General features: G+C 61.5%; 18 protein-coding genes. 11 read left to right on the forward strand and 7 right to left on the reverse strand.

The window, feature by feature from the left end:
• The first annotated feature begins 62 nt into the window (after window positions 1–62).
• From B4F27_RS00625 to B4F27_RS00675, 11 genes are all read left to right on the forward strand, one after another.
• Complete coding sequence (locus B4F27_RS00625) at window positions 63–1,301, forward strand: AAA family ATPase (RefSeq protein ID WP_005851672.1); 1,239 nt, start codon at window positions 63–65, stop codon at window positions 1,299–1,301.
• Between the two features lie 39 nt (window positions 1,302–1,340).
• A complete protein-coding gene (locus B4F27_RS00630) occupies window positions 1,341–2,786 on the forward strand; it encodes a CpaF family protein (protein ID WP_037943335.1) in 1,446 nt (481 codons plus the stop codon).
• A gap of 12 nt (window positions 2,787–2,798) precedes the next feature.
• Entirely contained in the window at window positions 2,799–3,761 is a 963-nt protein-coding gene (locus tag B4F27_RS00635) for a type II secretion system F family protein (RefSeq protein ID WP_237278445.1), read from the forward strand.
• A 12-nt stretch (window positions 3,762–3,773) separates the two neighbouring features.
• Window positions 3,774–4,730, forward strand: a complete 957-nt coding sequence (locus B4F27_RS00640) for a type II secretion system F family protein (RefSeq protein WP_373276849.1) — start codon at window positions 3,774–3,776, stop codon at window positions 4,728–4,730.
• Window positions 4,731–4,786: 56 nt separating this feature from the next.
• Entirely contained in the window at window positions 4,787–5,341 is a 555-nt protein-coding gene (locus tag B4F27_RS00645) for a tetratricopeptide repeat protein (protein WP_005851668.1), read from the forward strand.
• 28 nt (window positions 5,342–5,369) lie between these two features.
• On the forward strand, window positions 5,370–6,224 hold the full coding sequence (locus B4F27_RS00650) for a tetratricopeptide repeat protein (RefSeq protein WP_005851667.1): 855 nt from the start codon (window positions 5,370–5,372) through the stop codon (window positions 6,222–6,224).
• 3 nt (window positions 6,225–6,227) lie between these two features.
• Entirely contained in the window at window positions 6,228–6,722 is a 495-nt protein-coding gene (locus tag B4F27_RS00655) for a prepilin peptidase (protein WP_037943330.1), read from the forward strand.
• Between the two features lie 61 nt (window positions 6,723–6,783).
• A complete protein-coding gene (locus B4F27_RS00660; protein WP_286758590.1) occupies window positions 6,784–8,091 on the forward strand; it encodes an ATPase in 1,308 nt (435 codons plus the stop codon).
• Window positions 8,092–8,193: 102 nt separating this feature from the next.
• Window positions 8,194–10,638, forward strand: a complete 2,445-nt coding sequence (locus B4F27_RS00665; RefSeq protein ID WP_286758591.1) for a ligase-associated DNA damage response DEXH box helicase — start codon at window positions 8,194–8,196, stop codon at window positions 10,636–10,638.
• Window positions 10,639–10,903: 265 nt separating this feature from the next.
• Window positions 10,904–11,569, forward strand: a complete 666-nt coding sequence (gene pdeM, locus B4F27_RS00670) for a ligase-associated DNA damage response endonuclease PdeM (RefSeq protein ID WP_286758592.1) — start codon at window positions 10,904–10,906, stop codon at window positions 11,567–11,569.
• 41 nt (window positions 11,570–11,610) lie between these two features.
• Window positions 11,611–12,039, forward strand: a complete 429-nt coding sequence (locus tag B4F27_RS00675) for a PaaI family thioesterase (protein WP_286758593.1) — start codon at window positions 11,611–11,613, stop codon at window positions 12,037–12,039.
• Here the strand turns inward: B4F27_RS00675 and folD are convergent.
• The 7 genes from folD to pal form a co-directional block, all read right to left on the reverse strand.
• On the reverse strand, window positions 12,036–12,938 hold the full coding sequence (gene folD / locus B4F27_RS00680) for a bifunctional methylenetetrahydrofolate dehydrogenase/methenyltetrahydrofolate cyclohydrolase FolD (protein ID WP_286758594.1): 903 nt from the start codon (window positions 12,936–12,938) through the stop codon (window positions 12,036–12,038). The two genes, B4F27_RS00675 and folD, sit on opposite strands and share 4 nt — an antisense overlap.
• A 94-nt stretch (window positions 12,939–13,032) precedes the next feature.
• Window positions 13,033–14,709: a formate--tetrahydrofolate ligase gene (locus B4F27_RS00685; protein WP_286758595.1), complete on the reverse strand. Its 1,677-nt coding sequence runs from the start codon at window positions 14,707–14,709 to the stop codon at window positions 13,033–13,035.
• 173 nt (window positions 14,710–14,882) lie between these two features.
• On the reverse strand, window positions 14,883–15,464 hold the full coding sequence (locus tag B4F27_RS00690) for an MOSC domain-containing protein (RefSeq protein WP_074635857.1): 582 nt from the start codon (window positions 15,462–15,464) through the stop codon (window positions 14,883–14,885).
• 115 nt (window positions 15,465–15,579) lie between these two features.
• On the reverse strand, window positions 15,580–17,496 hold the full coding sequence (gene ftsH / locus B4F27_RS00695; protein WP_074635859.1) for an ATP-dependent zinc metalloprotease FtsH: 1,917 nt from the start codon (window positions 17,494–17,496) through the stop codon (window positions 15,580–15,582).
• A 78-nt stretch (window positions 17,497–17,574) separates the two neighbouring features.
• On the reverse strand, window positions 17,575–18,834 hold the full coding sequence (tilS, locus tag B4F27_RS00700) for a tRNA lysidine(34) synthetase TilS (RefSeq protein ID WP_340246793.1): 1,260 nt from the start codon (window positions 18,832–18,834) through the stop codon (window positions 17,575–17,577).
• A 4-nt stretch (window positions 18,835–18,838) separates the two neighbouring features.
• Complete coding sequence (gene ybgF, locus B4F27_RS00705; protein ID WP_286758597.1) at window positions 18,839–19,690, reverse strand: tol-pal system protein YbgF; 852 nt, start codon at window positions 19,688–19,690, stop codon at window positions 18,839–18,841.
• 28 nt (window positions 19,691–19,718) lie between these two features.
• Window positions 19,719–20,243, reverse strand: coding sequence for a peptidoglycan-associated lipoprotein Pal (gene pal, locus B4F27_RS00710; protein WP_005851654.1), 525 nt, complete (start codon window positions 20,241–20,243; stop codon window positions 19,719–19,721).
• Window positions 20,244–20,262 lie beyond the last annotated feature (19 nt).

The following is a 20,262-nucleotide window of genomic DNA, read 5'->3' on the forward strand; positions in this document are numbered from 1 at the left end:
GAACAGGGCGACGCCCGATTAGCCCTTGCCGCGCCCCAAAGAGTAGAAGGGGAAGTTTAGGTATGAGCAGCAGTATGCCACAGATTGACGCACCACAGATCATCGCCTGCACTGTCAGCCGTGATGTACAGAACTTTGACCTGCTGATCGAGGATATGGAATCAGCTTTGGGCGAAGCCTGGGGTGATCTCGGCTTTTCTGAAAGCCTCGCTTTTTTCAGCCAGCCCGAAGCGGCGACGCTCGAGCTGATTGCACTGGCGCTTGATTCCGAGGACGAAGAGAATCTGCCGATGATGTCCGAAATCATCTCGCAGGCCAAATCGCGTCATATCAAGGTGATCCTGATCGCCGAAGACATGTCCCCGGCCTCGCTCCATTCTCTATTGCGTCAAGGTGCGGATGAATTCGTCCCCTACCCGCTGCCCGAAGGCGAATTGGCGGCGACCATCGAACGTCTGCGCGCAGGCCCCGAGCCCAAAGCCGAACACATCGAGGCAGGCCCCAAGCTGAAACCCGGTGCCGATAAGGACGGCGCTGTGATCGTGGTACATGGTTTGGCCGGTGGCACCGGTGCGACGAGCATGGCCGTTAATCTGGCGTGGGAACTGGCGACCTCCGACAAAAAGAACCCGCCAAAGGTCTGCCTGCTGGATTTCGATCTGCAGTTCGGCGCCGTGGCGACCTATCTGGACCTGCCGCGCCGCGAAGTCGTCTATGACATGCTGATCGAGACAGACGAGATGGACGAGGAAAGCTTTGGTCAGGCTCTGCTGACCTATGAAGACACGCTTCAGGTCCTCACCGCCCCCGCCGATATGCTGCCGCTTGATCTGATCACCTCGGAAGATGTGACGCGGATTCTGGATATGGCGCGCAACCAGTTCGACTACGTTGTTGTCGATATGCCGTCGACGCTGGTGCAATGGACCGAAACCGTGCTGAGCAATGCGCATGTCTATTTTGCCATGCTCGAACTGGATATGCGCTGCGCCCAAAACGCCCTGCGTTTCAAACGCGCGCTGCAATCCGAAGAGCTGCCGGTCGAAAAGCTGCGCTATGTCATGAACCGCGCGCCGAAATTTACCGACCTTAACGCCAAAGCGCGGGTCAAACGGATGGCAGAAAGCCTTGGTATTTCCATCGACGTGCAGCTGCCTGATGGCGGCAAGCAGGTGACGCAGGCCAACGACCACGGTCTGCCGCTCGCCAATACCGCCGCCAAGAACCCGCTACGCCGCGAGATCGCAAAGCTCGCGTCTTCTATCCACGACCTCAAGGCTGACGAAGCCAAAGCCGCCTGATCCGGCCCAAGCGCCAGATAATTTAGAAAGAGTATTCAGATGTTCTCGAAGTATAAAAAGCCAGGTGACGTTGCCGTAGCCACACCCGCCCCAAAGGCGAAAGCTCCCGCGCCCCAGCAACAGCCCGAGGAAGCGGTCGCGCCCAAACCCGCCAGCATGCGCCGCGTGGCTCAAGCCGCAACCGTCGCCCCGCAGGATCGCGACGTGAAGCGCAAGCAACGCATGAGCGACATCAAGCTCGAACTGCACCGCGCCCTGCTTGAGAACCTGAACCTCGCCGCCCTTGAACACGCCTCGGAACAGGATCTGCGCAGCGAGATCAACGAAATCTCGACCGAGATTCTGGCCGAGAAATCCATCGTGTTGAACCGCGAGGATCGCGTTCAACTGAACTCCGAACTGTATGACGAGGTGACCGGCCTTGGCCCGCTGGAAACGCTGCTGAAAGACGACAGCGTCAACGATATTCTGGTTAACGGCCCGCAACAGATCTTTGTGGAACGCGCGGGTAAACTGCAGCTGACCGACGTGACCTTCAAAGACGAAAAGCACCTGCTGCGGATCATCGACAAGATCGTTTCCGCCGTTGGCCGTCGCGTCGATGAAAGCAACCCTTATGTCGATGCGCGCTTGAAAGACGGCTCGCGTTTCAACGCTATGGTCCCGCCGATTGCCGTGGACGGCAGCCTTGTCTCCATTCGTAAGTTTAAGAAAGACAAACTGGGCATTGATGATCTGGTAAGCTTTGGGGCCTTCTCGGAAGAGATGGCAGCCTATCTGCAAGCCGCCGTCGCCACCCGTCTGAATATCATCGTCTCGGGCGGTACGGGCTCTGGTAAAACCACCACGCTGAACGCGCTGTCATCGTTTATTGCCAACGATGAACGGATCCTGACCATCGAAGACACCGCCGAACTGCAACTGCAACAGACCCATGTGGGCCGCATGGAAAGCCGCCCGCCCAACGTTGAAGGCAAGGGCGAGGTATCCCCGCGCGACTGTCTGAAAAACGCCCTGCGGATGCGTCCTGACCGGATCATCGTCGGCGAGACGCGCGGCGAGGAAGTGATCGACATGCTGCAGGCCATGAACACCGGCCACGACGGGTCGATGACCACGATCCACGCCAACTCTGCCCGCGATGGGGTCAGCCGTCTGGAAAACATGATCGCCATGGCCGGTATCGAAATGCCGCTGAAAGCGGTCCGCAGCCAGATCTCGTCGGCTGTGAACCTGATCGTACAAGCATCGCGCTTGCAGGACGGGTCGCGCCGCATGACGTCGATCACCGAAATCACCGGGATGGAGGGCGACGTGATCTCTATGCAGGAAATCTTCCGCTTTCAGCGCGTCGGCCTGACGCCCGAAAACAAGATCATCGGCCACTTCACCGGCACCGGCGTGCGCAGCCACTTCTCTGAACGTTTCAAGATGTGGGGCTATGACCTGCCATCGTCGATCTATGAACCCGTTGTGGTCAAGTAAGGATTATCAATCATGAGTGCAGAACCCATTATCTATGGCCTGATCTTCGTCGGTGTCCTTGTGCTGGTCGAAGGGCTGTATCTGGTCGCTTTCGGTAAATCCATCAGCCTCAACAGCAAGGTCAACCGCCGGCTTGAAATGCTGGAAAAAGGCGCGGGCCGCGAAGAGGTTCTGGACAAGCTGCGCAAGGAAATGCAGCAGCACATGGATAACAAATCCATTCCGGTCTATTCCCTGCTCGCCGAGAAAGCACAAAAGGCCGCGATCGCCTTTGCGCCGAAACAGCTGATCATGATCATGGCCGGCCTTTCGGTCGTCGCCTTTCTGGGGCTGACCATCGGCACCAATACCGAAGTGCCCGTGCGTATCCTGATCTCTGTCGGGATCGGTGTCGGGGCCGTATTTTTCTGGATCTCGTCCAAAGCGAAGAAGCGCATGGACATGATCGAAGAGCAGCTGCCTGACGCGGTGGAACTTATGGTGCGGTCGCTGCGCGTGGGCCACCCTTTCACCAGCGCGATCTCTATCGTGTCCAAGGAAATCCAGGACCCGCTTGCGTCGGAATTCGGCGTGATCGCCGATGAAACCGCCTATGGCCGCGACATTGGCGAGGCGCTCAAGGATATGGCCGAACGGCTTGATATGCAGGATTTGCGCTTCCTCGCCGTGGCCGTGACCATCCAGCAGCAATCGGGGGGTAACCTTGCCGAAATCCTTGCAGGGCTGGCCAAAGTCATCCGCGCCCGCTTCCGTCTGTTCCGCCGCGTCCGCGCCATCACGGCTGAAGCGAAATGGTCGGGCAAGTTTCTGTCAGCCTTCCCCGTTGTCGCGCTGATCGTGATCAAACTCGGTGACCCGCATTACTATGACGAAGTCATGACCCACCCGCTGTTCATCCCCGGCTGTATCGCGGTTGTCCTGTTCCTGTCGCTTAACCTCATCGTCATGCGCAAGCTGACCGATATCAAAGTCTAAGGGGGCCTCACTGTGAATTTCCTCAACTCACTCGACACCGCACTTGGCCCCATGGGCTGGATCGCCATTCTGGGCGCATTGGGCCTGACCATGGTGGGCGCAACGCTTGTCATGATCCTGCGCCAGCCCGAAGACCCTTTGGCCAAGCTCAAACGGAGCCAGACCGAGGCTGCCGATGCAGGCAAGCAACAGCGCCTGCGCCAGTCGGACCGCAACGAGAAGCTGCAAAAATTCGCCAAGTTCCTCGAACCCGAAGACGTGGAAGAGCTAAGCGCCAAGGCGCTGCTGCTGCGTCAGGCGGGCTATAGCTCGCGCGATGCGGTACGGTTCTTTCACTTTGCCCAGATGGCGCTTGGCATTGCCGGGCTGGTGATCGGCACCGTCTACATCAATTTCCTTGGCGGCGGCGAAGGCATGACCACCAACAAGATGATGCTCTATACCGTGGGCCCCGGCGGCATCGGATATTTCCTGCCGCGCTATTGGGTGACCCGCCGCGTCGCCGAGCGGAAAGAGGAAATCACACGCGGTTTCCCCGATGCGCTGGACATGATGCTCGTCTGCGTCGAAGCCGGCCAGTCGCTTGATCAATGTATCGTCCGCGTGGCCCGCGAATTGCGCGCCTCCTACCCTGCGCTGGCGGAAGAGTTCGAAATCGTCGCCTATGAGATGAAGGCCGGTAAAGACAAGGTCAGCGTGCTGAACGCCATGGGCGAACGCTGCGGCGTGCAAGATGTGTCGTCCTTTGTGACGGTGCTGGTACAATCCGCCGCCTTCGGGACATCCATCGCCGACGCGCTGCGGGTCTATGCCGCCGAGATGCGCGACAAACGCGTGATGCGCGCCGAAGAGGCCGCAAACAAGTTGCCAACCAAGATGACACTTGCCACAATGATGCTGACCGTTCCTCCGCTGCTGATCATTCTGGTCGCGCCATCGGTGATGAACATTACCAAACTAGGTCAGTAAGGCTCTGCATGATCCACATTCCCAAGCGCGCGTTACCCTTCAAGCTCGCGCTTTGTATGACCCTGATCGCCGGATTGGCCGCTTGCTCTGCAGGCGGTCTTTCCGCGTTTGGGGGCAAGCGCGCCAGCCCTGACAACCCCTTTGCCCCCGGTGTCAACACCCGCAAGGACGCCGAAGACGGGGTAGAGGTCGCCCACCGTCTGATGCGCGCGGGCGAATACGAACTGGCCATCCGCGCCTTCAACCGCGCCGCGCTCGCCTCCCAGTTGGACGCCGAAATCCTGTCGGGACTGGGCAGCGCCAACCTTGGGCTGGGGCGATTGGGTCAGGCGGAAAAGCTGCTGCGCGACGCTGTAGAAAAGGACGAAACCCACCCCGAGGTCTGGAATAATCTCGGCGTTGTGTTGATGGAACGCGGCAAACTCGCCGAAGCCCAGCTGACCTTTCGCAAGGCCTATGCGCTCGATAATGGCGAAAGTGACGCAATCCGTGACAATTTGCGCTTAGCACTCGCAAAATCGGAAAACTCTGTTACGATCCCGGATCAAGAAGACAGTTATAAATTGGTGCGGCGCGGCTCGGGCGACTATCTGGTTCGGCCAGCATCATAACGAGGCAGAGCAGTAAAAGGACGCAAAAATGCGCCACCCTATCCTATTGGCCGCCTGCATTGCAGGCGTCGTCGCAGTAGCAGGCTGCGGCAAGAAATCCGGCGAGGATACCGTCACCCGCGCCTTCCAGGACGTGAACGTCGTGGATGAAAGCAACCTCAACGATGTGATGTTGACAGTGGCCGACCCGAACGAGGCGGTCAGCTATTTCACCCGCACCGCGCAGGAAAACCCCGACCGCATCGACATCCAGCGCAGCTTGGGCAAATCCCTGATCCGCGCCAAACGCAACCAAGAGGCCGCATCGGTCTGGGGCAAAGTTGCCGCTTCCAAGGATGCCACCCCCGACGACAAGGTTGATTACGCCGATGCGCTGATCCGCGCAGGCGATTGGGCTAAGGCGGAAAAGACGCTGGATTCCGTCCCGCCCACCCATGAAACCTACAACCGCTACCGGCTCGAGGCGATCGTCGCTGACAGCAAACAGGAATGGGACAAGGCCGACAGTTTTTACGAGATCGCCATCGGTCTGACCACCAAGCCCGGTTCGGTCATGAACAACTGGGGCTACTCCAAACTGACGCGCGGCGACTATCAGGCTGCCGAACGCCTTTTCGGCGAGGCCGTGAAGCAGGATTCAACGCTGTTTACCGCCAAGAACAACCTGATCCTCGCCCGTGGCGCGCAACGTGAATACAGCCTCCCCCCGATCGAGATGGACCAGACGGAGCGCGCGCAACTGTTGCACACCCTCGCCCTCTCCGCGATCAAGAAGGGCGACGTTGAAACCGGTAAAGGGCTGCTGCGCGACGCCATCAGCACCCACCCGCAGCACTTCGAGGCCGCCGTCCGGTCGCTGCGCGCGTTGGAAAACGCAGGCTAACGCGTGGAGATCACCAGCTCCGCAGCGCTGTGGTTCCTGCCCTTCGCGCTGCCCCTTTGTGCCTATACGATCTACACCGATCTGGCCTTTATGCGGATCACCAATGTCACGGTGATCGCATTGGCCGCCGTGTTTGTGCTGATCGGCCCGATTGCCCTGCCCTTTGACAGCTACCTCTGGCACCTGCTGGCGATGGTGGTGGCCCTTGTGGTGGGCATCTTCATGAACGCAGGCGGGCTGATGGGCGCGGGGGATGCGAAATTCATCGCCGCCGCCACGCCCTTTATCGCGCTCGGGGATGTGCGCTTTGTCATGGCGCTGTTCATGGCGACGCTGGTTGCCGCCTATATCATTCACCGCGCCGCCAAATATTCCCCTCTGCGCAAACTTGCCCCGCAATGGGTCAGCTGGCACGAAGCCAAGAAATTCCCCATGGGCCTCGCCCTTGGAACTGTGCTTGCCGCATATTTAATGCTCGGCGCCTACTTCGGGGCCTGATTTCGCCATATTCAACCGCTACGCCTTGGGGCACGCCCGTGTCCCCATGAAAGAAGCCTTCATGAATATGCAAACCAGCGCCGTCATGGCCCCTCCTCCGCCGCGCACCATCCAAGAGATGAAGCTGCCCGTGGTGATGATGCGCGACATCATGATCAAGACGATGTTCCGCAAGAACGTCACCATGGTCAGCGAACTCGCAGCGGCGATCTGCCTGCCGCTTCAGGTCACGCAGGAACTGGTAGATCTGTCGCGCGACCAACGCCTTCTCGAAGCGACGGGCACGCTCAACGCGAATAACGGCAATGAAATGGGCTACCAGCTGACCGATCTGGGCAAGGCCCGCGCGTTGGATGCCTTGGCGCAATCGGAATACTTCGGCCCGATGCCCGTGCCGCTTGATGTCTACCGCGAACAGATCAAACGCCAGTCCGTGCGCAACATGCAGATCACCCGCGCAAAGCTCGAAGCCGCCATGGGCCATCTGGTGCTCCCGTCCGAGCTGATCGGCAACCTTGGCCCAGCCGTGACGGCCGGTCGCTCCATCCTGATGTACGGCCCCCCCGGCAATGGTAAATCAAGCATCTCCAACGGGATTCGCGACGCGCTTGGCGACCGCATCTATGTCCCCCGCGCGATTGAATACGCCGGTCAGGTAATCACGGTCTATGACCCCATCGTGCACACCGCCATTTCCGAAGAGAAACAAGATCCGAAATCCCTGCGCCGCGTGACGCGCTTTGACACCCGCTATGTCAAATGCGAACGCCCCACAGTGATCACCGGGGGCGAGCTGACGCTCGATATGCTTGATCTGGTCTACAACCCCACCGCACGGACCTATCAAGCCCCGCTGCAGCTGAAATCCACCGGCGGCATCTTCATCGTCGACGACCTTGGCCGACAGGCAGAATCGCCACAGGCGCTGGTCAACCGCTGGATCGTGCCGCTGGAAGAAAACAAGGACATCCTCGCCCTGCAATCCGGCGAGAAGTTCGAAGTTCCCTTCGACACGCTGGTGGTCTTCTCCACCAACTTCCACCCCAATGAGATCTTCGACCAGGCCGCCCTGCGCCGGATCTTCTTCAAGATCAAGATCGACGGGCCTAATCAGGAAAACTTCCTCAAGATCTTTGCCATGGTCGCAAAGAAACGAAACATCAAACTGGACGAGGCGACGCTGATCCATTTGCTGAAAACAAAATACCCTACGATCAACAACGTGTTCGCCAACTATCAGCCGATCTTCCTGATCGACCAGATGATTTCCATCTGCGATTTCGAAGGTATCCCGCACCAGATGCGCCCTGATCTGATTGACCGTGCTTGGGCCAATATGTTCGTCGAGGATGAAACCATCGTCAGGTAGCACCGCGCTCGACACCGGCGCGGGCATCCGCTTCATTTTGCCAGATAAACTCCGGGGGTGCGGGGGCTGGCCCCCGCGTGCAAACAGCCTATCTTGCACCCCATGCAGACCCTGCCCCCCAAGTTCTCCGACTGGTTCGCCACCAAAGGCTGGTCCATCCACCCCCACCAGCAAGACATGCTGGACCGCGCCGAGGTGCCCGCCCTGCTGTTGATCGCGCCGACCGGGGGCGGCAAGACGCTGTCGGGTTTTCTCCCCACGCTGGTCGATCTGGCCGAGGGCGGTCACGAGGGGATGCACACGCTCTATATCTCGCCGCTCAAGGCGCTGGCCGCGGATATCAAGCGCAACCTCACCACCCCGGTGACCGAAATGTGTCTCCCCATCCGGATCGAGGACCGCACCGGCGACACCTCGCAAACGCGCAAACGCCGGCAGCGCGCCGACCCGCCCCATATCCTGCTGACCACCCCCGAAAGCCTTGCGCTGCTGACCTCCTACGAGGATGCACCGCGCATGTTCAAAGGGCTCAAACGTGTCGTGATCGACGAGATCCACGCGCTGGCCGACAGCAAGCGGGGCGACCAGCTGATGCTGGCGCTGGCGCGGCTGCAACGTCTGTGTCCGGGGCTGAAACGGGTGGGCCTGTCAGCCACCGTCGAAGATCCCGCCGCCATCGCGCATTTCATGGCACGTCACCCCGACCCCTGCCCGATCCTGCTGGCCGATCCCGGCCCGCCGCCCGACATCCGGATGCTGCGCACGGACGCGGCCCCGCCGTGGTCCGGCAATGGGGCGGCCAATGCGATTCCGGCCGTGCTCGACCAGATACGCCAGCATAAAACCACCCTGATCTTCCACAATACCCGCGCTCAGGCCGAGATTTTCTTTCACAATCTCTGGCTCGCCAACGAAGATAGCCTGCCCATTGGCATCCACCACGGGTCGCTCGATCGGCAGCAACGCGAACGGGTCGAAGCCGCGATGGTGCGCGGTGATCTGCGCGCGATTGTCTGCACCGGCAGCCTTGATCTGGGGATCGACTGGGGCGATGTCGATCTCGTGATCCAGATCGGTGCGCCGAAGAATGTCAAACGGCTGGTCCAGCGCATCGGGCGGGCCAACCACCGCTATAACGCGCCCTCCAAAGCGCTGCTGGTGCCTGCAAACCGGTTCGAGGTGGTCGAATGTGTCGCCGCCCTCGACGCCGTATTGGCAGGAGAGCTTGACGGCGACCCGCGCGGCCCCGGCCCCCGCGATGTGTTATGCCAACATATCCTGATCACCGCCTGCGCCGGCCCATTCGACGCCGATGCGCTCTATGCCGAGGTGACCTCTGCCGGGGCCTATGCCAGCCTCAGCCGCGCCGCCTTTGACGCCTGCCTCGATTTCTGTGCCACAGGCGGCTACGCCCTGCGCGCCTACGACAGATGGCAACGTCTGATGTGCACAAACGGCAAATGGCACCTGCGCGACCCGCGCAGCAGCCAGCGTATCCGTATGAACATCGGTACCATTCAGGACACGGACACGCTGAAAGTCCGTATGAAACGCAACCGCGGCGGTGCCCCTTTGGGCGAAATCGAGGAAGGTTTCGCCGCCTCGTTCAGCGCGGGCGACACATTCCTGATCGGCGGCCAGATCGTCAAATACGAAGGGCTGCGGGAAATGACCGTAGAGGTCAGCCGCTCCGCCGCCAAGAAACCACGCGTCGCTACGTTCATGGGCACCAAATTCGCCACCTCGACCCAGCTCTCCGCCCGCGTGCAACGCATGTTCACCCAAGACAGCTGGCCCGAGTTGCCGCGCCACACGGCCGAATGGCTGACCCTGCAACGCGAGGTCAGCCAACTGCCGCAGCCGGGCCGCCTGCTGATCGAAAGCTTCCCCCATGAGGGCCGCGCCCAGACGGTCTTCTACGGCTTCGCCGGTCGCAACGCGCAGCAAACGCTCGGGCTGCTGCTGACAAAACGGATGGAGGAACTGGGCCTGAACCCCCTGGGCTTCGTCGCCACCGATTATGCCACGCTGATCTGGGGGCTGGATCCGGTCAATGACCCCGCCCCGCTCGTTGATGCCACAGCCCTGCATGACGGGTTGGACCATTGGCTGGCCGGCAATGCGGTGATGAAACGCACGTTCCGCGCCGCCGCCACCATCGCAGGGCTGATCGAACGGAACACCCCCCAAGCCCGTAAGTCTGGCCGGCAGGCGACCTTCAGCTCTGATATCCTGTATGACACCTTGCAGAAATACGAACCCGATCACCTCCTGCTCGATATCACCCGCGAAGAGGCCCTGCGCGGGCTGGTCGACTTTGGCCGGATCGAGGAAATGCTGCATCGTATCAAGGGCCGGATCGACCACCGTATCCTCGACCGTGTCAGCCCGCTGTCCGCACCGCTGTTTCTGGAAATGGGTCGCGTGCCGGTCAAGGGGCAGGCAGAAGAGCGTCTGCTGGCCGAGGAGTCCGCGCGATTGATGGAAGCCTCCGGCCTCGCACAGATCACCCCCGCGCCGGATAACATCCCCCTCAAACGGCGCTAGACGTGGCAATCGCTGCGCAGCTGAGTATTTTTGAAAGGGTGAATTAACTTTCGCTTAGGTATTTTTTTTTTTCCCACATGATCACCCCGCGGTACAGGCTGGAGAGCCGATGACCGCAAAGGGTGAAGACGCCCCCACACCCCTCGGGATCAGGCGGGGGCGTCTTCCGCTTCACCCTTTTTCAAATACTCCTGCGCCCCGCCATAGGCGCGTCCATCGGCCAGCGCCCCTTGCGCCCGCGGGCAAACTTGGTGATGAACGCAGCATGAACATCGGGTATGAATTCGACTTTTGCGGCGCGCGGCTGACGGCGCTTGGCTCTGGTGCCTTGTGGTGGGCAGATCACGGGCTGCTCTGCGTGTCCGACCTGCATCTTGGCAAAGCCGAACGGATTGCGCGGCGCGGCGGCACGGCGCTTCCCCCTTACGAGACGATGGACACGTTGACCCGGCTTGCGGCGGCGCTTGACCGTGTACCCGCGCGCGTCGTGATGTGTCTGGGCGACAGTTTCGATGATCTGCACGCGGCCCATGCCCTGCCCGAGCCTGCGCGACTGACGCTGGCGCGGCTGCAGGCGGGCCGGCAGTGGCTGTGGGTAGAGGGCAACCACGACCCCGGCCCCGTCGAACTGGGCGGGGAGCATCTGGCCGAGCTTGTGATCGGCCCCTTGCAGTTCCGACATATCGCACAGGCCGGCGCGCAGGCCGAGGTTTCGGGACATTATCACCCCAAGGCACGGCTGCGGCTGCGCGGGCGGTCGGTGACGCGTCCGGCCTTCCTGTATGACGACCAACGGCTGATCATGCCTGCCTTTGGCACCTATACCGGCGGCTTGTACAGTGACGCGCCGGTGCTACAGGCATTGATGGGTCCGCAGGCCTGCGCCATACTTACCGGACCGCAGCCCACCGCGATCCCCATGCCGCGCTAAGCGCAGCCACGGGGCCCGCTATCCATGTTGAAAGAGCCCCTATGACCCCGCAAGAAATCGCCCGCATCCGCGACAGCTTTGCCGCACAATCGATGATGCAGACCCTCGGCGCTGAACTCAGCGATGTGTCGAATGGGCTCATCCGGATCGAGGCACCGATCCTGCCCGGCACGCGCCAGCAGCAGGGGTTTGGCCACGCGGGGCTGACCTTCTCTATCGGGGACAGCGCTGCGGGCTATGCCGCGCTGACGACACTGCCCTTAGATACCGAGGTCGTCACCGCAGAGATCAAGATCAACCTGCTGGCCCCCGCCCGCGGAGACCGGCTGATCGCGATTGGCAAGGTGGTGAAACCGGGCAAGCGGCTTTGTGTGGTCACGGCCGAGGTCTTTGCCCAAACCGGCGACCAGCAGGTGCTGATCGCCTTGCTTCAGGGCACGATGGTGCCGGTTCCGGCAACCGCCGCTTAGGCGGTCAGCCCTTCGGGTTCGGGCAGCTCATGGGCACGGCAGCAGGCTGTAACCGTATTGGCCAGCAGACAGGCGATCGTCATCGGGCCCACGCCCCCCGGCACCGGGGTGATCGCACCGGCCACCTTGGCGCAGCTGTCAAAATCCACATCCCCGACCAGACGGGTCTTGCCCTCACCCCGCTCTGGCGCGTCGAGACGGTTGATGCCCACGTCGATGATTGTGGCCCCCGGTTTGATCCAGTCGCCCGGCACCATCTCGGGGCGGCCCACGGCGGCGATCACGATATCAGCGCGGCGCACAACACCGGCAAGGTCTTTGGTCCGTGAATGGGCGATGGTCACGGTGCAGCTGTCGTTGAGCAGAAGCTGGGCCATCGGTTTGCCCACGATATTGCTGCGCCCGATCACGACCGCATCCATCCCCGACAGGGTGCCATGGTGGTCGCGCAGCATCATCAGACAGCCAAGCGGCGTGCAGGGCACCATGGATTTCTGCCCGGTGCCCAACAGACCGACGTTCGAGATATGAAACCCGTCGACATCCTTGGCCGGATCAATCGCGCCGATCACAAGGTCTTCGTTCAGGTGATCGGGCAAGGGGAGCTGCACGAGGATACCGTGGATCGTGTCATCGTTGTTCAGCGTGTCGATCAGGGCCAGAAGCTCCGCCTCTGATGTGGTGTCCGCCAGCCGGTGTTCGACCGATTTCATGCCCACTTCCTTGGTCATCTTGCCCTTGGATTTGACATAAACCTCGGAGGCAGGATCGGCCCCGACAAGCACCACAGCCAGCCCCGGCGTGATCCCGTGATCGTCCTTCAGCCGCGTGACATGCTGGGCGACCTGCCCCCGCACCTGTGCTGCAAATGCCTTGCCGTCAATGATCGTCGCTGTCATGGGGACCGTCCTTTGTCTGTTGTGGCGCTGCTATCACCTGCCACAGCAGGCGAAGGCGCGAAGGGGCGACCCTCCGCGCCCTGTTCATACGCGCTTAGAACAGACCTTCAACATCGCCGATGTCATTGAGACGAATATTTTCGGCAGAAGGCACCCGCGGCAGGCCCGGCATGGTCATGATCTCACCGCAGATGGCCACGACAAAGCCCGCGCCAGCAGACAGGCGCACCTCGCGCACGGGGATGGTAAAGCCGGTTGGCGCGCCGCGGGCTTCGGGATCGGTGGTAAAGCTGTATTGCGTTTTGGCCATACAGACCGGCAGATCGCCATATCCCTGCTCTTCCCAGTCTTTCAACTGGTTGAGGATCTTCTGGTCCATCACCACCCCATCCGCGCGGTAGATCTTTGTGGCGATGGTGTTGATCTTATCGGCCAGCGGCATCGCGTCGGGGTAGAGCGTGGCGAAATCCGCCTGACCCTTCTCGATCGTCTCGACCACTTTCTCGGCAAGTTCGGCAGAGCCAGCGCTGCCCAATTCCCAGTGGCGGGACAGCACGGCCTCGGCCCCTTGCGAGGCGACATAGTCTTTGACCGCTTGCACCTCTGCGTCGGTGTCGGTGACGAAATGGTTGATCGCGACGACGACGGGCACGCCAAAGGATTTCAGGTTCTCGATGTGGCGGCCAAGGTTGGGGCAACCGGCCTGCACGGCGTCGACGTTTTCAGCGCCCAGATCGGCCTTGGCCACGCCGCCGTTCATCTTCATCGCGCGCACCGTGGCCACGACCACGACGCAGGACGGTGCCAACCCCGCCTTGCGGCATTTGATGTTCAGGAACTTCTCTGCCCCCAGATCGGCACCAAAGCCCGCTTCGGTCACCACATAATCCGCCAGCTTCAGCGCGGTGGTGGTCGCGATGACAGAGTTGCAGCCATGCGCGATATTGGCGAAAGGCCCGCCGTGGACGAAGGCAGGGTTGTTTTCCAGCGTCTGCACAAGGTTCGGCTGCATCGCGTCTTTCAACAGCACGGTCATCGCACCATCCGCTTTGATATCGCGCGCATAGACCGGTTTACGCTCGCGGGTATAGGCGACGATCATGTCGCCAAGGCGCTTTTGCAGGTCGTTCAGGTCTTTGGCCAAGCACAGGATCGCCATGACTTCGGACGCGACGGTGATGTCGAACCCAGCCTCGCGGGGGAAACCGTTCGACACACCGCCCAAGGACGCCGTGATCTGGCGTAGGGCGCGGTCGTTCATGTCGACGACGCGGCGCCAGACGACGCGGCGCAGGTCGATCTCTAGCGCGTTGCCCCAATAGATGTGGTTATCGATCATCGCGCTGAGCAGGTTGTGCGCCGAGGTGATGGCGTGGAAGTCACCGGTGAAATGCAGGTTCATCTCTTCCATGGGGACGATTTGCGCATAGCCGCCCCCCGCGGCCCCGCCCTTCATGCCGAAGTTCGGCCCCAGAGACGCCTCGCGGATACAGACGGCCGCGTTCTTGCCGATGCGGTTCAACCCGTCGCCCAGACCGACGGTGGTGGTCGTCTTGCCCTCGCCCGCGGGGGTGGGGTTGATCGCGGTGACGAGGATCAGCTTGCCATCGGGACGGTCCTGCACCGAGTTGATGAACTTTTGCGACACCTTCGCCTTGTCATGGCCGTAGGGCAGCAGATCATCGCTGCTGATGCCCAGCTTTTGCCCGATCTCCTGAATGGGGCGTTTGCTGGCTTCGCGTGCGATTTGGATGTCGGATTTAAAGGTCATATGTCCTCCCTGATGCGCCGTCGGCGTTCTATGTTTCTTATGTCCTCAATACGCCTGTGAGGGCATGGGCAGAGGGGGCAATTCCGACATATCCGGCGCTTGATGCGGCGATCCGGCGGGTGTGTCGCTGATTTGAGCATGGCGGGTCGCTGTGACCCCGCGCCCCATTGGGCCTAGCCGTGCTGCCAGGCTGGCTGGTCGGGGATGAACAGGCGCAGCGTATCACCGACGCGCAATAGCCCCTCGCGTTCGATCCAGGCGGTCACGCCGCGACGGTTCTCGGCCGCGGATTTGAACTTGGGACCGTGGCCGGGGCTGTCTTGTTCAATCTCGCGACCGGGCAGCACGCAGGGGCGGTTTTCGGTATCAATCGTGATCGTCGCACCCGAGGCAGCCTGCAGCCGCGCATTGGGCGGCACATGGGTGAAATCGGGGATGCCCTTGATCACCATCGACGTGCCAAGGTGCATGGGGTCCAGTGTCTCCATCCCCATGTCGGCCGCGATCAGGGCCATTTCTTCCGCAGACAGGATCGACAGCTGCCGCACGTTCCGGATCTCGGTGCCCTTGGGATAGAGGTTCGTGACCCGCACACAGGACGCGCGGGTCAGCCCCGCATGCACGTCATCCTCGAAACCGGCGTAGCTGGCGAAAGCTTCGCTCCGGGGTTCGGCGCGGATGCCCTTGGCCAGCTTGGGCACCACACCAAGCCATGTGATCGTTGCGGTAAACTCGGTTTCTTTCATCGTCGGCATGACCGGCATCCTTTCGCGCTGAGTTGTCCGTAACCTGCGCAAAGCCGCGACAAAAGAAAAGGCCCCGCGGGTGCAGGGCCTTTTCTTTCGTATTCTGGTGATCAATGCCTAGGCGTCAGACGCTTGGCTCTGGCTCCATCCCGCTTGGCGGAGGCGTCTTCTTGCCTTTGGCCTTGGGGATCGCGGTCAGGCTTGGTTTGTCCGTGCCGCTGGTGTCCTCGCCGTCCGGGTCTTGTGGCGGTTTGCCTTCCATGACGCGCTTGATCTCGTCGCCGGTGAGGGTCTCGTACTCCAGCAAACCTTGGGCCAGACGTTCGAATTCTTCCTCGTGGTCGGTGATCATTTTGAAGGCGCGGTCGTAGCCTTCGTCGATGATGCGCTTCACTTCGGATTCGATCAGCTCTTTCGTGGCCGCAGAGACGCTGAACCCGCCCGCGCCGCCGTTGGCTTGGTAACCAGCCGCCGCTTCCGAATAGTCGATGTTCCCGACCTTGTCGGACATGCCCATGCGCATCACCATGCCACGCGCCAACTGGCTGGCCTGCATGATATCGCCCATCGGGCCCGACGACACGGTTTCAGCGCCATATTTGAAGATTTCAGCCGCTTTGCCCGCCATGGTCATGGCGATCTTTTGCTCGGCTTCGTCCTTGAACATCTGCAGCTTGTCCATTTCGGGCAGGCTCATCACCATACCCAAGGCGCCGCCGCGCGGAATGATCGTGGCCTTATAGACAGGGTCACATTTCGGCAGCTTGATCCCGACGATGGCGTGACCGGCTTCGTGGTAGGCGGTCTTTTCCTTCTGGTCCTGCGTCAACACCATCGACCGGCGCTCGGCACCCATCATGATCTTGTCTTTCGCGGCCTCGAAATCCATCATCGCGACAAAGCGACGGCCCACGCGTGCGGCGGTCAGCGCGGCCTCGTTCACGAGGTTCGCCAGATCCGCACCCGAGAAACCGGGCGTACCGCGCGCGATAATGCGCAGGTCTACGTCAGGGCCAAGCGGCGTCTTGCGTGCATGCACCCCAAGGATTTTCTCGCGGCCTTTGATGTCAGGGTTGCCTACGGTGACCTGACGGTCAAAGCGGCCCGGACGCAGCAAGGCAGGGTCCAGCACGTCTTTGCGGTTGGTCGCGGCGATGATGATCACGCCTTCGTTCGCCTCAAAGCCGTCCATCTCGACCAGCAGCTGGTTCAAGGTCTGTTCACGCTCGTCGTTGCCACCACCGTAGCCCGCGCCACGAGACCGGCCCACGGCGTCGATCTCATCGATGAAGACGATGCAGGGCGCATTTTTCTTGGCCTGTTCGAACATGTCGCGCACGCGGCTAGCACCGACGCCAACGAACATCTCGACGAAGTCAGAGCCCGAGATCGTGAAGAACGGAACACCCGCTTCGCCGGCAATCGCCCGCGCCAGCAGCGTCTTACCGGTACCGGGAGGGCCCTCAAGCAGCGCGCCTTTGGGGATCTTGCCGCCCAAACGGCTGAACTTTTGCGGGTTGCGCAGGAATTCGACGATCTCTTCCAGCTCTTCCTTCGCCTCGTCGATGCCCGCCACGTCGTCAAACGTCACACGACCGTGTTTTTCGGTCAGCATCTTGGCCTTGGACTTGCCGAACCCCATCGCCCCGCCTTTGCCACCGCCCTGCATGCGGTTCATGAAATAGATCCACACACCGATCAGCAGAAGGATGGGCAACAGCGACATCAGGAAGGTTTGGAAACCGGATTGCTGCTGGGGTTCAGCGCGCACAGGGATGTCCTTGGACATCAGCAGGCTGGTGACCTCGGCGTCTTCGGGCCGGATCGTGACATAGTCACTGCCATCGGCACGACGGAAACGGACCTGTTCACCATCAAGCGTGACGTTGCGCACGTCCCCTGCTTCGACAGCGGTCACAAATTCGGAATAGCTGATTTCACGGCTTTGCAGCCCGCCAGTCGAGCCGCTGAACAGATTGAACAGCGCCAAAACCAAAAGCATCAATACAACCCAAAAGGCGAGATTGCGCATATTACCCAAAGGAAAGTCTCCTACATCCGGGGGACGGCACCAAACACAGCGCCCAATGCGTGTAAGATAGACACGATCGGCGCATGTTCAATGCGTCATATGTGCGGCGAAAAAGGCATCTTCGCCGCGTTCGAGCACTGCTTGCCAGTTTTGCGACCGACCGACAAGGGGGGCAGCGACCAGTTCCGCGCCCTGCCACACCGCCGGAGAGGCCAGCAAGACACCGCGCGGCACGCCCAAATCGCGCCAATCCGCAAAGCTGCGCAGCCCCTCAGCGCCCAAGGCACGGATCGTGGTTTGCGTGTTGGGCGCGGGCGCATCGCCGCAAGGTTCCAGACGCCAGCGGCCGTCCCAGAGCGCATCCACGGGCGCATCAACCGCCCTTACTGCCTGCAACTCTCTGTAAATCCACAGTTTATCGCGCTTCAACCGCAGCTCGCACCCCTGCACGGTCGCGGCACCGGCACCATCAAGCGCTGTCAGCACCTCTGCCACGGCACTGCTGCGTGGGGCGTAGGTGGCCCCGTTGATCCAGGCGATCGTATGGGTCAGCAATCGGCGGCGTGTCTCTGTCGGGAGATCACACAGCGCCTGCCAATCCATCGCCACGGCACCGCATTGAACGTGAGCATGGGCGCGTGCGGCGGCAAACATCTGCGCGTCGAGCGCGGTACGGGCATCGGCAAGGTGGCGCGAGACATCGGCAAGTGCGGCAGAATCAACGCCTAGATCGGTCAGCACCGCCAGCGCCTTGCGGATGCGCACCCGCGCAAAGCTATCATCCTCGTTGCTGGGGTCATCGACCCACGTCACCCCGCAACGCGTCAGATGCGCGCGTAGGTCGGCGCGGCGGGCGTTGAGCAAGGGCCTGTGCCAACGCATGCCATGTCGGTCGAAAATCGCAGGCATGGCGGATAGCCCGTCGACCCCTGCCCGGCGCCCCAAACGCATCACGAAAGTCTCTGCCAGATCGTCGGCGGTATGCCCGATGCAGACAGCGCCAATGCCCTGCCCCCGTGCCCAATCCGCCAACAACCGGTAACGCGCCTTGCGGGCCTCGTTCTGCAAATTGCCGCTGTGGTCCCAGCCCGTCCACCTCAACGTATCATGCGGAACGCCAAGCGCGCGACACTGGCCGGCGACCATCGCGGCTTCGCGGGCGGCCTCGGGTCGCAGGCCGTGATCGACGGTTGCTGCGTGCAGCACGATCCCGCGGCTGCGGGCATAGTCGTTCAGAAGATGTAAAAGCGCGACAGAGTCGCCGCCCCCCGACACCGCCACACCCAATACGGGCGGCGGCGCGGGGTCAAAGCTGGCGGCGATGCTCTGCGCCAGCGGGTCGGTCATCGGATCACTGGCAGGCAAGCACGCTGCGTTCGGATTGGGCTTGCGCGACGAAGGGGCTTGTGGGGAAGCGCGATGCGACTTCGCCCAAGGTCACGCAGGCTTCTTGGGTTTGGCCCAAGGCCCCCAAAGAGCTGCCAAGCTGGTACAGTGCTTCTGCCGCGACAGGCCCCGCGGGATCGGCGCTAAAGCTTGCCAGATAGGCGCGTGCCGCTTCGCGGGTATCGCCCAGACCGTCCAGCGCGTCGCCGCGCCGCAGATCGGCTTCGGGGCCTAGCGGTCCGCCCGGATAGGTCTGATTGAAGGTCGCAAACTGGTCTGCGGCGCTGCGAAAGTCACCGTCAGCGAGCGCCGCCTTCGCCCGCTCGAAGTCTGTTTTTTCACCCACCGCAAGCTCTGCGGTATTGGTGGGGGTAGAAGTATTGGCCAACGGGTCCGCTGGTGCGGGCACGGGCGTGGCGGGTGCCATGGTCGCGGGCAACTCGCCCCCGCCAAGGGTAGAAGTCTGGCCGAGGCTGCCCACATCGCCGCCTTCAAGCTCCACGAGCCGGAATTCCAGATCACCGATCCGGTTGGTCCCGTCGGTGACCACGCGGTTGATCCGGTTTTCCAGCTCTTCGGTTTTAGAGGTCAGGCGCTGCAGTTCGCTTTCCATTGCATTGACGCGCTCAAGCACCGACCCACCGGTCACGGCAACGCTCGCGCCGCCCGTGGTGGACAGTTCCCGGCGCAGCTTTTGCACCTCGACATTCAGTACCGTCAGTTCCTGACGCACATCCGCCAAAGTCTGCGCATCCTGCGCCTGCGCTGTGACCGGCCCAAAGGCCAGTCCAAGCGCTACAATCAAAGCAAACCGCATATTAAAATCCTAACCTAACGTAGACGACTTAGCTGGTCAGACCGCCCGCAAGTACGGTCACGGCCCGACGGTTCTTGGCATAGCATGCCTCGCTCGAACAGACTTCGATCGGGCGTTCCTTACCATAGCTTACAACGCGAAGACGGCTGGCGGCGATCCCGCGCGAGATCAAATATTCGCGCGCTGCATTGGCACGGCGTGCGCCAAGCGCAAGGTTGTATTCCCGTGTGCCCTGCTCATCCGCGTGGCCTTCGATCACGGCTTGGTAATCGGTGTTGGTGTTCAACCAGGCTGCCTGACCGTCCAGCGTCGCTTGGCCTTCGGGGGTCAGGTTGGATTGGTCAACCAGGAACAGCACGCGGTCCCCGACAGCTTGCTGGAAATATGCCGTAGAAGCCGGGTCGTTCGCGCTGCCGGGGATAATGCCCCCGTTCAGGCCTGCGCCATTCGCGGCACCGTTATTCATGCCGTCCGCGCCAAAGCGGTCAGGGTTGGTACAAGCCGATACGGCCAGGGCTGCGATCAATAGAGTTGCGGTGAGAATGCGGTTCATGGACTGTGCCTTTTTGACG

The sequence above is a fragment of the Sulfitobacter sp. UBA1132 genome (assembly GCF_002311545.1).
GTDB lineage: Bacteria > Pseudomonadota > Alphaproteobacteria > Rhodobacterales > Rhodobacteraceae > Sulfitobacter > Sulfitobacter pontiacus.